General features: G+C 69.8%; 11 protein-coding genes. 7 read left to right on the plus strand and 4 right to left on the minus strand.

Annotated elements, in window-relative coordinates; all coding sequences use genetic code 11:
• Window positions 1-10: 10 nt before the first annotated feature.
• Complete coding sequence (locus ACZ7IB_RS21020) at window positions 11-1,852, minus strand: phosphatidylglycerol lysyltransferase domain-containing protein (RefSeq protein WP_470914396.1); 1,842 nt, start codon at window positions 1,850-1,852, stop codon at window positions 11-13.
• Between the two features lie 139 nt (window positions 1,853-1,991).
• On the opposite strand from ACZ7IB_RS21020, the gene ACZ7IB_RS21025 reads away from it, so the two are divergent.
• Complete coding sequence (locus tag ACZ7IB_RS21025; RefSeq protein ID WP_470914400.1) at window positions 1,992-3,113, plus strand: alpha/beta hydrolase; 1,122 nt, start codon at window positions 1,992-1,994, stop codon at window positions 3,111-3,113.
• Between the two features lie 206 nt (window positions 3,114-3,319).
• Here the strand turns inward: ACZ7IB_RS21025 and ACZ7IB_RS21030 are convergent, their stop codons facing one another.
• The gene (locus ACZ7IB_RS21030; protein WP_470914403.1) at window positions 3,320-4,507 is read right to left on the minus strand and encodes an ABC transporter ATP-binding protein; all 1,188 of its coding nucleotides are present in this window, start codon (window positions 4,505-4,507) and stop codon (window positions 3,320-3,322) included.
• A gap of 127 nt (window positions 4,508-4,634) precedes the next feature.
• On the opposite strand from ACZ7IB_RS21030, the gene ACZ7IB_RS21035 reads away from it, so the two are divergent.
• The 4 genes from ACZ7IB_RS21035 to ACZ7IB_RS21050 all read left to right on the plus strand — a co-directional run bounded on the left by ACZ7IB_RS21035 (window position 4,635) and on the right by ACZ7IB_RS21050 (window position 8,211).
• The gene (locus tag ACZ7IB_RS21035) at window positions 4,635-5,351 is read left to right on the plus strand and encodes an ABC transporter permease (RefSeq protein WP_470914405.1); all 717 of its coding nucleotides are present in this window, start codon (window positions 4,635-4,637) and stop codon (window positions 5,349-5,351) included.
• A 2-nt stretch (window positions 5,352-5,353) separates the two neighbouring features.
• On the plus strand, window positions 5,354-6,028 hold the full coding sequence (locus tag ACZ7IB_RS21040) for an ABC transporter permease (RefSeq protein ID WP_093893681.1): 675 nt from the start codon (window positions 5,354-5,356) through the stop codon (window positions 6,026-6,028).
• Between the two features lie 100 nt (window positions 6,029-6,128).
• Window positions 6,129-7,106, plus strand: coding sequence for an ABC transporter substrate-binding protein (locus tag ACZ7IB_RS21045; RefSeq protein WP_470914407.1), 978 nt, complete (start codon window positions 6,129-6,131; stop codon window positions 7,104-7,106).
• 94 nt (window positions 7,107-7,200) lie between these two features.
• Window positions 7,201-8,211, plus strand: a complete 1,011-nt coding sequence (locus tag ACZ7IB_RS21050; RefSeq protein ID WP_470914409.1) for a hypothetical protein — start codon at window positions 7,201-7,203, stop codon at window positions 8,209-8,211.
• A 41-nt stretch (window positions 8,212-8,252) separates the two neighbouring features.
• On the opposite strand, the gene ACZ7IB_RS21055 is transcribed toward ACZ7IB_RS21050, so the two are convergent.
• Both ACZ7IB_RS21055 and ACZ7IB_RS21060 read right to left on the minus strand, forming a co-directional pair.
• Window positions 8,253-9,395 carry an NADH-quinone oxidoreductase subunit D gene (locus ACZ7IB_RS21055; protein WP_404114307.1) on the minus strand — a complete coding sequence of 381 codons (1,143 nt, stop codon included), beginning with the start codon at window positions 9,393-9,395 and terminating at the stop codon, window positions 8,253-8,255.
• 84 nt (window positions 9,396-9,479) lie between these two features.
• A complete protein-coding gene (locus ACZ7IB_RS21060; RefSeq protein ID WP_470914411.1) occupies window positions 9,480-10,478 on the minus strand; it encodes an SAM-dependent methyltransferase in 999 nt (332 codons plus the stop codon).
• A gap of 96 nt (window positions 10,479-10,574) precedes the next feature.
• Here ACZ7IB_RS21060 and ACZ7IB_RS21065 point away from each other — a divergent pair, with 96 nt between their 5' ends.
• Both ACZ7IB_RS21065 and ACZ7IB_RS21070 read left to right on the plus strand, forming a co-directional pair.
• Window positions 10,575-11,777 carry a sensor histidine kinase gene (locus ACZ7IB_RS21065; RefSeq protein ID WP_470914414.1) on the plus strand — a complete coding sequence of 401 codons (1,203 nt, stop codon included), beginning with the start codon at window positions 10,575-10,577 and terminating at the stop codon, window positions 11,775-11,777.
• A 44-nt stretch (window positions 11,778-11,821) separates the two neighbouring features.
• Window positions 11,822-12,499 (plus strand): response regulator, encoded by a 678-nt coding sequence (locus ACZ7IB_RS21070; RefSeq protein WP_470914418.1) that lies wholly within the window; start codon window positions 11,822-11,824, stop codon window positions 12,497-12,499.
• The last annotated feature ends 1 nt before the right edge of the window (window position 12,500 follow it).

Consider the following 12,500-nt stretch of genomic DNA (forward strand, 5'->3'; position numbering starts at 1 on the left):
CGGCGTGCTGTTACGCCGCGCGGGCGTGGTGCTCCTGGCCCGGCGCCCGGGTGTGGGCGCAGGGGCGCGGCCGGCGTCCCGGGAATCGGCGGGCGAGGGGGCGGGGCAGCGCGAGGTTCACGAAGCCCTCGGCCTGCATGGCCGCGAGGGAGATGCGCGGCAGGTCACGAGCGGCGCGGTAGACGACGAAGCGGGGCTCCCAGCGGGGCCGGAACTTGGCGTTGAACTTGTACAGCGACTCGATCTGGAACCAGCGCGACAGAAAGATCAGCAGTCCGCGCCAGGTCCGCAGCACCGGTCCCGCGCCCAGCTTCTCGCCGCGGGCGAGTGCCGAGCGGAACATCGCGAAGTTCAGCGAGACACGCTCGACGGAGAGCCGGGAGGCGGCCTGCAGGGCGGCGACGATCAGCAGCTCGTTCATGCCCGGGTCGGCGGAGCGGTCGCGGCGCATCAGATCGAGGGACATGCCGTCCCTGCCCCACGGGACGAAGTGGAGTACGGCCTTCAGGTCGCCGTACGGGGAGTCGGCGGTGTGCTCGTCGGCCTTGTGGGCGGTGGCGATGATGCAGTCCCCGTCGGCCGGGTCGCCCATCCGGCCGAGCGCCATGGAGAAGCCGCGCTCGTTGTCGGTGCCGCGCCAGTCGGCGGCGGCTCGCCGGATGCGGGCCAGCTCGGCCTCGCTGATGTCGCGGATGCGCCGGACCCGGGTCTCGTAGCCAAGACGTTCAATGCGCTTCACCATCTGGCGTACGTTGCGCATCGCGCGCCCGGCGAGCGAGAAATCCGCGACATCCACCACCGCCTCGTCGCCGAGTTCCAGTGCGTCGAGTCCGGTCTCGCGGGTCCAGACCTCGCCGCCGGTCTCGCTGCAGCCCATCACGGCGGGGGTCCAGGAGTGGGCCTTGGCCTCGTCCATGAAGCGCTCGATGGCGCCGGGCCAGGCCTCCACGTCGCCTATCGGGTCGCCGCTCGCCAGCATCACCCCGGACACGACGCGGTAGCAGACGGCGGCCTTGCCGCTGGGGGAGAAGACGACGCCCTTGTCGCGGCGGAGCGCGAAGTGGCCGAGCGAGTCGCGGCCGCCGTGCTTCTCCAGCAGGGCGCGCAGCCGGGCCTCGTCGTCCTCGGTGAGGCGGGCGGCCGGGTGCTCGGGCCGGAAGGCGAGGTAGATGGTGGTGACGGCGGTCAGCAGACCGAGGGCGCCGAGCGAGAACGCCACGGTCCAGGAGGTGACTCCGGCGTACTCGACGGGGCCCTCGAAGCCGAACAGCCCGTACAGCACGTGCTGGAGCCGGTCGGCGATGCTGGGGCTCCCCACGACCCGGCCGGGGTGGACGCTGACGATGATCAGGCCCAGACCCAGCGAACCCGCGCCGAGGAGCACGAAATTGGCCAGAGCCCGCCAGCGGCTCCTGGGGTCGGGGAGCGCGGCGAATTCACCGCGATGGCGAACCAGCAGCAGGCAGAGCGCCAGCGAGACGAGCGTGCCGATGACCGAGTGCCGGTAGACGAACTGCGCCAGCGCACCGGCGGGCAGGAGTACGACGGCCGCGCGCCAGGCCCGCCGCTTGCGCCGCTTGAGCCCGTGGGCGAGAAGCAGCAGCAGGACGCCCGCACTCAGGGAGAGGGCGGCGGCGAACGGCCCGAGGGCGCCGGGGAGCACCTCGGCGAGAGTGTGCATCCGGCTGTGCCGGAAGCGCGGGAAGACGCCCGCGGCGACATCGATCAGGCCGACGACGGCGCAGGCGGTACCGACCAGCGCCGGTACGGATTCGGGGCGCGGGCCGCGTACGAACTTGCGTACAGGACTCGGAACCGATCCTGATTTATCCCCATCTAGCGTGACAGACATCGCTTCCCGTGGTTCCGCGAGAGATTCTTGAGTCCTTCGGCCGAGGCCTTCCGGACGATGTGCGATCTGTAGGACGAGGCTTCCGGGGCGAAGGTTCACCCGCCGGCCGGAAATTTCCCGACAAGAAAGCTCACCCCCCATGGGTCTTACCAGCAGGACATTTCTGGCCACAGCCATCGTGCTGGCCGTGGTGTTCTTCGCCGCCACGGTCTGGCTCTGGCCGCGGTTGGCCCGGCGAAGCGTGTCCGCGGTGTTCGGCAGAGTCGGCCTGCTGCTGGCGACTCAGGTGACGGTCTTCGTCTCCGTCGGTCTGGTGGCCAACAACTCGTTCCTCTTCTACGGCTCCTGGGCCGATCTGTTCGGCCAGAAGCAGGATCTGGGCGTGGTCACGGACCATGCGGCCGGAACGCTGGCATCGAAAAACATCGTGCGGGTCGGGATACAGCGGCCGGATGTGCCGGGCGGTTCGCGGCCCACGATGGGCGGCCGGATCGACAAGGTCGTGATAGCGGGGCGGAAGTCGAAGATCGAGAGTTCGGCGTATGTGTACCTCCCGCCGGAGTACTTCCAGGCGGCTTTCGCCCGCCGGAAGTTTCCCGCGGTCGTCGTCCTCACCGGCTACCCGGGTATCTCGGAGAACCTTCTGAAGGGCCTTCGGTACCCGCGGACGGCGCACGAGCGGGTGAAGGCCGGCCGGTCGCAGCCGATGATCCTGGTGATGCTGAGGCCGACGGTGGCGCCGCCGCGGGACACCGAGTGCGTGGACATAAAGGGCGGACCGAAGACCGAGACGTTCTTCGCCGAGGACTTGCCGCAGGCGGTCTCGGATATGTATCGGGTCGGCAAGTTGGCCCGCAACTGGGGCATTATGGGCAATTCGACCGGCGGCTACTGCGCGCTGAAGATCGGGCTCCACCATCCGGACCGGTTCGCTGCGAGCGCCGGGCTCTCCGCGTACTACAAGGCGGCCGAGGACCCGACGACCGGCGACCTCTTCCATGGCGACCAGGGGGCGCGCGACCGCTCCGATCTGATGTGGAGCCTGGACAATCTGCCGCAGCCCGACTCGTCCTTCCTCGTCACGACCTCCAGGCACGGCGAGGGGAACTACCGCACCACGCAGCAGTTCATCGCCAAGGTGAAGCCGCCCGCCCAGGTCTCGTCGATCGTGCTCGACAGCGGCGGGCACAACTTCAACACCTGGCGGCGGGAGATCCCTTCGGCGCTGGACTGGATGAGCAGCCGGCTGAGCGAGAACTGAGACCGACCGGCAAATGGGGGGCGGCGTCGCGGGGCTGGGCACGCACATCTGCGGCGTTGTCGTCAGTCGACAACGCTCCGCGTTGCCTCCCTCCTCCGCCTTGCAGCTGCACGCACCCACCCCCGCTCCTTCTCCCACCCCCCATTTGCCGGTCGATCTGAGCCGGACCCGGTGCAGGGCCCGCTTCCCGGCTTCCGTTCACCGGCTCACCGTGCGGCGGTCTTGGTGACGCTCTCCACCGTCTCGACGGCCACCTCGGCACGCGGGACGTCCTGGGCGTCCGCGTCGATCGAGCGGCGCAGCGCCTCATGGAGCCGGGCCGGGGTGAGTACGCCGAGGAAGCGTCCGTTGCTCTCCTTGTCGATGACGGCGATCCAGCCCGCGTCGTGCTGGAGCATGGTGGCGAACGCCTGCTTGAGCGGGGCGCCGACGGGCAGCCACGCCTCCATCCTGCGGGCGTGGGCGCGCACTGTGTCCTTGGTCCCGGTGGTGAAGCCGTCGGCCGGGATCCAGCCGTGCAGATTGTCCTCGCGGTCCAGCACGACGGCCCAGCGCGCTCCTTCGGCCCGCAGCCGCTCGGTCGCCCTCGCCAGGGAGTCGTCGAGGTGGACGACCGGCGGCTGGTCCAGGTCGCCCTCCTCGATGGGGGTCACGGAGAGCCGCTTGAGGCCGCGGTCGGCGCCGACGAAGTCCGCGACATAGGGGGTGGCGGGGGCGCCGAGCACGGTCGCCGGGGAGTCGAACTGCTCGATGGAGCCCTGTCCGTAGACGGCGATACGGTCGCCGAGCCGGACCGCTTCCTCGATGTCGTGCGTGACGAACAGCACGGTTTTGCGGACCTGTGCCTGGAGTTTCAGGAATTCGTTCTGCAGTCGTTCCCGAACGACCGGGTCGACCGCGCCGAAAGGTTCATCCATCAGCAGCACCGGTGGATCCGCGGCCAGCGCCCTTGCCACGCCCACGCGTTGACGCTGACCACCGGAGAGCTGTTCCGGATAGCGGTCGCCATAAACGGAAGGATCAAGTCCGACAAGATCGAGGAGTTCCGCCGCGCGCTCACGGCCCTTTCCCCGTTTCCAGCCGAGGAGATGAGGGACGGTCGCGGTGTTCTCCAGGACCGTACGGTGCGGGAAGAGCCCCACCTGCTGGATCACATAGCCGATGCGGCGGCGCAGTCGGACGGGGTCGATGGCGGATATGTCGTCCCCGTCGAGGAATATCCGGCCCTCGGTCGGTTCGATCAACCGGTTCACCATCTTCATGGTGGTCGTCTTGCCGCAGCCCGATGGTCCGACGAGCGTGACCAGTTCACCCTCGGCGACCTCGAAGGAAAGGTCGTCGACGGCGGTGGTGCCGTCCGCGTACCGCTTGGTGACATGCTCGAAACGGATCATGGTTCCCCATTGTCGCGCGTGTTCTGTGAAGGACATGTTGCTGGAATACAACGGCCTCGGCGATTGTCAGTGGTCGAGGATAGGGTCACCAGAACATCGGTACGAGGCGGTAATCGGAGGGGGGCGGATGGCTGCCGCACAGAACTGCATGGTGACGAACGACTGGATCTGTGGGGAGTATCTGCGTTCCCGCAGCCAGGAGTTGACCGATGCGACGGTCCAGCACGTCTGGATCACCGCGGTCTCGGTGCTGATCGGACTCCTGGTGGCCTTTCCACTGGCGCTGCTCGCCCGCCGCAGCCGCCGCTTCGCCGGACCGGTTCTCGGGCTGACGACGGTGCTCTACACCGTGCCATCGCTCGCCATGTTCTCGCTGCTGCTGCCGCTGTTCGGGCTTTCCGCGGCGCTGGTCGTCACCGGCCTGGTGCTGTATTCGCTGACCATTCTCGTACGGAACATCCTGGCGGGCCTCGAAGCGGTCCCGCAGGAGGCGAAGGAAGCCGCCAAGGGAATGGGGTACGGGCCGGTCCGGCTGCTTTGGGAGGTCGAACTCCCTCTTGCCCTGCCCGCGTTGATGGCCGGGGTGCGGATCGCGACGGTCTCGACGATCGCACTGACGACGGTCGGATCGATCATCGGCAGAGGCGGCCTCGGCAACCTCATAGGGGACGCTCTGCCCAGCTTCTTCAAGGCTCAGGTGCTCACCGCCTCGGTCCTGTGCGTACTGCTCGCGGTCGTCGCCGATCTGCTGCTGCTCGGCCTTCAGCGGCTGTTGACCCCCTGGACCCGAATACGCACCGCAGGCGCGGGTGCGGTCGCGGGTGTCGCGGCAGAGGTGGTCTGACCATGGGAGTTCTCGGCGAGGCCTGGACCTGGCTCACCACCGGCGCCAACTGGTCGGGGGAGAACGGGGCGGCCCACCGGCTCGGTGAGCATCTGTACGTCAGCGGCGTCGCGCTCGCCCTGGCCTGCGCCGTAGCCCTGCCGATCGCGCTCTGTCTCGGACACATCGGGAAGGGGGGCGCGCTGGCCGTCAACATCTCCAATGTGGGGCGGGCGATCCCGGTCTTCGCGGTGCTGGCCCTCTTCATGGTCTCGCCGCTGCGCAACGCCGGATATGTACCGACGATCACCGCGCTGGTGCTGTTCGCCGTGCCGCCGCTGCTCACCAACGCCTATGTCGGAATGACGGAGGTCGACCGGTCGGTGACCGAGGCGGCGCGGGGCATGGGAATGTCCGGGGGGCAGCTCTTCGTGCGGGTCGAACTCCCGCTGGCCTACCCGATGATCATGACCGGGCTGCGCTCGGCCGCGGTCCAGGTGGTCGCCACGGCGACGATCGCCGCGATGGTCGGCCAGGGCGGACTCGGCCGGATCATCACCGCCGGGTTCAACACGTACAACACGCCGCAGGTGGTCGCGGGGGCGCTGCTGGTTGCCGTGCTCGCCCTGCTGGTGGAGGCGGTGCTGGTGGGCCTGGACCGGATGCTGTCACCGCTGCGCCGCCGCAGGACGGCGTGACGGCGCGGCACGACCGCCCGTCGGGCCCACTTCGTCGCACCCTCTCGATCCCCGGATCCCATCTCAAACAGACCCTGTTGCTGTGGACGGAGAACAACTCATGAGCAAGACCTCGCGAATAGCGGGCGCGGTCATCGGCATGGCCGCGCTGGCCGGCTCACTCGCCGCCTGCGGCGGCGACAGCCTGGAGAAGGACAAGGGGGGCTCGGCATCCTCCGGCGGCTCCGGCAAGAAGGGCTCGCTCGTCGTCGGCGCGGCCTCCTTCACCGAGTCCAAGGTGCTGGCGGAGCTGTACGCACAGATCCTGGGCGATGCCGGATACAGCACCTCGGTCACCACGGTGGCCAACCGGGAACTGTACGAACCGTCCCTGGAGAAGGGCGAGATCGACGTCGTCCCCGAATATGCCGCGACGATCGCCGAATTCCTCAATGCCAAGGTGAACGGGGCGAAGGAGGCTGAGAAGAAGCCGGTCGCCTCCGGTGACGCGGCCGCCACGGTCGCGGCGCTGGAGAAGCTCGCCACCCCGCGCGGGCTGAAGGTGCTCCCGGCCGGCGAGGCCGTCGACCAGAACGCCTTCGCGGTGACCAAGGAATTCGCCGCCGAGAACAAGCTCAAGACCCTTTCGGATCTCGGCAGGTCGAAGGCCGAAGTGAAGATCGCGGCGGGCGACGAGTGCGAGGTGCGGCCGTTCTGCGCACCGGGTCTGAAACAGACGTACGGCATTGATGTCACCGGTATCGACCCCAAGGGAGTCGGTACGCCGCAGTCCAAGCAGGCCGTGAAGGACGGCAAGGACCAGCTGGTCCTCACCACCACCACGGACGCGGTGCTGGACAGCTACGGCCTGGTGTTCCTGGAGGACGACAAGAAGCTCCAGAACGCGGACAACGTTCTGCCGGTCGTCAATGCCAAGGACGCGGGTTCCCAGGACATTGCCGACGCACTCGGCAAGCTCACCAAGGCCCTCACGACCGAGGACCTGGCGGAACTGAACCGCAAGGTCGACGCCGAGCGCGCAAAGCCCGCCGATGCGGCCAAGGACTATCTGCAGTCGAAGGGCCTCATCAAGAAGTAGGGATTGGGGGGATCGGGGGCCGTCAGGTAACCGGCCGGGAACAGATTGGCGGGCGGCCCCCCAAGCGCCCCGTACGCACTGTAAATTTCAGGCCATGCCACGTGGACGTCATCGCTATTCGCCACCTCTGCACAGAATCCTTCCGCCTTCGGCCGTCGTCGGAGTCTCGATCCTCTGTGCCGCTGGCGCCTGGCTGCTCGCCGAGCCCCTGGTCCTGCGCGGTCTGGTGGCCGCTGCGGCGGCCGCCGCCGTGACCGGCGCGTATCTGATGTGCAGCTGGGACCGGGAAGCGGGCCGTCGTGTCGCGCAGTTGACGAGTGCCCGCGCCGGCGACGAATGGCGGGCCGAGGAGCGCATGGCCGAGCTCGAGGCCGACCTGGAGGAGTCGCGGGAGCTGCGCGTGCGGCTGGAGACGAAACTGCGCCGCAAGCGGGCGGAGCTCGCCGGTCTGCGCGGGGAGCACGCCGCGCTGCTGCGGCGGTACGCCAACGCCGAGACCGAGCGGGCCAGCGCGCTGGAGGGCCGCAGACAACTCGCGCTCGAAGCCGCCGCGCCCCGGGAGCTGCCCGCCGCACGCAGCACACCGACCCCGGCCGCCTATCTGCGTGCCGCCCAGGCGCTGGAGGACCTCTCGCGCAACGGGGCACTTCAGGAGGCGCGCCGTACCGCCGAGCAGGCCAGGAAGCGGGATCTCGCGGAGCGGGCCCGGGAGGCGGAGGAGCGGCAGGGGAAGCACGCGGCGGCCGCGGACGTGTCCGGGGCGCAGCACCTCCGCCCGCCGACCGCCCTTCCGGCGACCCGGCCGTCCGCCGCGCTGCCCGCGGCGCGCACCGTGCCGGCCGCCAGCGCCGTCGCTCCGTACGCGGCGTCCCGCCGTCATCCGGTGCCGCAGGGCAGCTTCGACTTCTTCGGTACGCAGAAGGCGCGCGCCGCGATCGAGTCGGTGCAGAACGAGGACCTCGCGGACGTGGTGGGCGAGGAGGCACTGGCCGCGCACCGCACGGGCGCTGCCGAGAACCGGGCCGTCGGCAAGGTCATCGACCTGACCGCGCACGACGAGACCGAGCAGCTGGACGTGGTGGAGCTGCGCAGCGCGATCTCGTAGGCGCGCAGGCGCTGCGCGGGTCGGTCGGCCTGGGTGTCGGTCTACTTGTCGATGTCGCCGACGACGAAGAAGAGCGAGCCCAGGATCGCCACCATGTCGGCGACCAGCGTGCCCGGCAGGAGCTCGGTGAGCGCCTGGATGTTGTTGTACGAGGCGGATCGGAGCTTCAGCCGGTACGGGGTCTTCTCGCCCTTGGACACCAGGTAGTAGCCGTTGATGCCGAGCGGGTTCTCGGTCCAGGCGTAGGTGTGGCCCTCGGGGGCCTTCAGTACCTTTGGCAGACGCTGGTTGATCGGGCCGGGCGCGAGGCCGGCCATCCGGTCCAGGCAGGCGTCCGCCAGATCCAGGGCGTTGTGCGTCTGTTCGAGCAGGCACTCGAAGCGGGCCAGGCAGTCGCCCTCGGTGCGGGTGACGACCTCGAGGGTGTCCTGGAGCTCCCCGTACGCGAGGTACGGCTCGTCGCGGCGCAGGTCGAAGTCCACCCCGGAGGCGCGGGCGATCGGACCGGACACCCCGTACGCGTGCACGGTCTCGGCGGACAGCACGCCGACACCGCGGGTACGGCCCCGGAAGATCTCGTTGCCGAGCACCAGGTCGTCGTACACGTCCATCCGGGACCGGACCGAGGCGACGGCGTCCCGGGCACGGCCGAGCCAGCCCGCCGGGAGGTCCTCCTTGAGGCCGCCGACCCGGTTGAACATGTAGTGCATCCGGCCGCCGGAGACCTCTTCCATCACGGCCTGGAGTTCCTCGCGCTCGCGGAAGGCGTAGAACACCGGGGTGATCCCACCGAGTTCGAGCGGGTACGAACCGAGGAACATCAGATGGTTCAGGACCCGGTTCAGCTCGGCGAGCAGGGTGCGCGTCCAGACTGCGCGCTCCGGGACCTCCATGCCGAGCATGCGCTCGACGGCCATCACGACGCCCAGCTCGTTGGAGAACGCCGACAGCCAGTCGTGGCGGTTGGCGAGCATCACGATCTGCCGGTAGTCGCGGGCCTCGAACAGCTTCTCCGCGCCGCGGTGCATGTAACCGATGACCGGTTCGGCGTGCTGGATGCGTTCGCCGTCGAGGACGATGCGCAGACGGAGCACGCCGTGGGTGGAGGGGTGCTGGGGGCCGATGTTGAGCACCATGTCGGTGCTCTCCGCTGCGCCGCCGATGCCGACTGTCGTCTCCGTCATACGGCCAGTATTCCCTGAGTGTCCGAGGCTCCGCCCCGGACCTCGCTCCTCAAACGCCGGAGAGGCTGGATTTCGCTCCGCGCCTCAATCGCCGGCGGGGCCGATTTTTCGGTGCATCAGCCAGCCGAAGTCGCCCAGGCCGCCCCGGGCCGTCAGTTCCGCTGCCTCGCCCGCCGAGGCGAGGGCCCGTACGTATCCGGCCGGGTCGGTCGATGCCAGGGTCAGTGGTGGGCGCTCGCCGTTGATGCCGAGCTGGTGCAGCGCCTCCCGTTGCGTCAGCACTTCGGGCGGTGCGCCGGCCCCGGCGTCCACCGCCGCCGCGCACGCGTCCAGCGCCACGTGCGAGGTGAGGTCGCAGCTGCCGTCCGGCACCGGCCGCACCTCGCGGCCGGACCTGAAGCCGGTCAGCGTGCCGAAGGGAGGCCGTGCCTCCCTTACGTGGGCGTAGTCCGCTGCCACCGCGAGCCCCCCGGACAGCGTGGACACCGTCCGCGCCCAGGCCTCGTCGCGCGGCCTGCCGATCTCCGCGCGGCTGCCCGGTCCGGCCGACGGCCACCAGCGGCGCAGCCACTCGGCGTCCGCTCCGGTCACCGGCTCGCCCAGCCGTTCCGTACCGTCCACCGTCCGGACGAGGACATACCGGTCGACACCGTCCGCGTCGGTCTCGGCGACGTCGGTCGGGACGTTGTCCAGCCACTCGTTGGCGAACAGCAGACCGTGCGCCCCCGGCGGCGGTTCGGCGCACCACTCGATCCTGGGGTCCAGACCGGCCGGGCGGGCGGCGACCTCCACGGCGTACGCCCGTACGGCGAGCCCGTCGGCGCCCGCGGCCGGCAGCGCCGCCAGCACCCCCGTCAGCAGTTCGCCCCGCCCCGCCCCCAGGTCCACCAGGTCGACCGAGTCCGTGCCCAGCTCCCGCGCCGTCCTGACCAGCAGCCGGGCGACGGCGGAGGCGAACAGCGGGGAAGCGTGGACGGAGGTACGGAAGTGGCCCGCCGGTCCTTCGGGGCTCCGGTAGAACCCCCCGTCTCCGTACAAAGCGGTCTCTGCCGCCTCCTGCCACCCACGCCACTCATCCGTCACGTTTCCAAGTCTCCACCCTGGGGAGTACGGTCCCAGCAGCTGGATCGGCCCTTCGGCTGACCCATGCACCTCCCGCCTGTCCCTACGCTGGGTTACGTGCAGCGCCTCTACGACTTCATCCGCAGACACCCGACGGGCGTCGACAGCTTCTGGGCTGTCTTCCTCCTCGGGCTCTCCGGCCTGTCCATGGTGGTGCATGCGGGCAGCACCGGTGAGCGGCTCGCCGCCCTGCTGATCATCGTCGGCCTCTGCACCGTCGTCGCGTTGCGCCGGCGCGCGCCGGAGAAGATGCTGCTGCTCGCCGTCGCGATGGGCTTCGCGCAGTTGGTGTTCGGAGTCAAGCCGGGCGTCGCGAACTTCGCGATGATGGTGATCGTCTTCACCGTGGCCACCCTGGGGGAGCGCTGGGCGTCCCGGCTCGCGCTGGTCTGCAGCCTGAGCGCGGCCGGTGTCTCCCAGCTGCGCTGGCCGCAGGACGTCCCGCAGACCAGCTGGCCCCAGCAGGTCTTCGTCGTCGTCGTGATGACCGTGCCGTTCGTGCTCGCCTGGGTGCTCGGCGACTCGATGCGGACCCGGCGCGCCTACTTCAGCCAGCTGGAGGAGCGCGCAGCCCGGCTGGAGCGGGAGCGCGAGGCGCAGTCGAAGGTCGCGGTGGCCGCCGAGCGGGCCCGTATCGCCCGCGAACTCCACGATGTCGTCGCGCACAACGTCTCGGTGATGGTGGTGCAGGCCGACGGTGCCGCGTACGTCATGGACGCGGCCCCGGACCAGGCACGGCAGGCACTGGAGACCATCTCCAGCACCGGCAGGCAGGCCCTCGCCGAGATGCGGCGGCTGCTCGGGGTGCTGCGGACCGGCGACAGCCAGGAGAGCGGGGAGTACGTCCCGCAGCCCGATGTGGACCAGATCGAGGTCCTGATCGAGCAGGTCAGACAGACCGGACTGACCATCGACTTCAAGATCGAGGGCACGCCGCGCCCGCTGCCCAGTGGGGTCGAGCTGACTGCGTACCGCATCGTGCAGGAGGCCCTGACCAACACCCGCAAGCACGGCGGCCCTGACGCCGGGGCCAGTGTCCGGCTGGTCTACTTCGACGACGGGCTCGGGCTGCTGGTCGAGGACGACGGGCGGGGCGCGGCGCACGAGCTGTACGAGGACGGTGGCGCCGACGGCGCGGGTCACGGAATGATCGGTATGCGCGAGCGGGTCGGCATGGTCGGCGGCACGCTGGACGCCGGGCCGCGGCCCGGCGGCGGGTTCCGGATCAGCGCACTGCTGCCGCTCAAGCCGGCCCACTAGGTCTTCGGATTTTTTTGCAGGACAGACAGGAGACAGGACACCTCATGGCCATCCGCGTGATGCTCGTCGACGACCAGGTGCTGCTGCGCACCGGCTTCCGGATGGTGCTTGCCGCCCAGCCGGACATGGAGGTCGTGGCCGAGGCCGGCGACGGCGCGGAGGCGATCGAGATCCTGCGCTCCACCGCCGTCGATGTGGTGCTGATGGATGTCCGGATGCCGAGGCTGGACGGCGTCGAGGCCACCCGTCGCATCTGTGCGCAGCCGGATGCGCCCAAGGTGCTCATCCTGACCACGTTCGACCTCGACGAGTACGCCTTCTCCGGGCTGAAGGCCGGGGCCAGCGGCTTCATGCTCAAGGATGTGCCGCCCGCCGAACTGCTGGCCGCCATCCGCTCCGTGCACAGCGGCGACGCCGTCGTCGCCCCGTCCACCACCCGCCGGCTGCTCGACCGCTTCTCATCGATGCTGCCGAGCGGCAACAGCGAACCGCAGCACAGGGGCATCGGCAAGCTCACCGAACGCGAACGCGAAGTGATGCTGCTGGTCGCGCAGGGCCTGTCGAACGGCGAGATCGCGGCCCGCCTGGTGCTTTCCGAGGCGACCGTGAAGACGCACGTGGGCCGCATCCTCACCAAGCTGAGCCTGCGCGACCGGGTGCAGGTCGTCGTCCTCGCGTACGAGACGGGGCTGGTCCGGGCCGGTGGCGGCGGGGTGGGCTGAC

It is taken from the genome of Streptomyces sp. NPDC037301 (genome assembly GCF_055602785.1).

Coding starts and splice junctions, on each gene's coding strand:
- ACZ7IB_RS21035 (WP_470914405.1), top strand. CDS start 4,635: ATGGCTGCCGCACAGAACTGCATGGTGACGAACGACTGGATCTGTGGG.
- ACZ7IB_RS21025 (WP_470914400.1), top strand. CDS start 1,992: ATGGGTCTTACCAGCAGGACATTTCTGGCCACAGCCATCGTGCTGGCC.
- ACZ7IB_RS21030 (WP_470914403.1), bottom strand. CDS start 4,507: ATGATCCGTTTCGAGCATGTCACCAAGCGGTACGCGGACGGCACCACC.
- ACZ7IB_RS21070 (WP_470914418.1), top strand. CDS start 11,822: ATGGCCATCCGCGTGATGCTCGTCGACGACCAGGTGCTGCTGCGCACC.
- ACZ7IB_RS21020 (WP_470914396.1), bottom strand. CDS start 1,852: ATGTCTGTCACGCTAGATGGGGATAAATCAGGATCGGTTCCGAGTCCT.
- ACZ7IB_RS21045 (WP_470914407.1), top strand. CDS start 6,129: ATGAGCAAGACCTCGCGAATAGCGGGCGCGGTCATCGGCATGGCCGCG.
- ACZ7IB_RS21050 (WP_470914409.1), top strand. CDS start 7,201: ATGCCACGTGGACGTCATCGCTATTCGCCACCTCTGCACAGAATCCTT.
- ACZ7IB_RS21040 (WP_093893681.1), top strand. CDS start 5,354: ATGGGAGTTCTCGGCGAGGCCTGGACCTGGCTCACCACCGGCGCCAAC.
- ACZ7IB_RS21055 (WP_404114307.1), bottom strand. CDS start 9,395: ATGACGGAGACGACAGTCGGCATCGGCGGCGCAGCGGAGAGCACCGAC.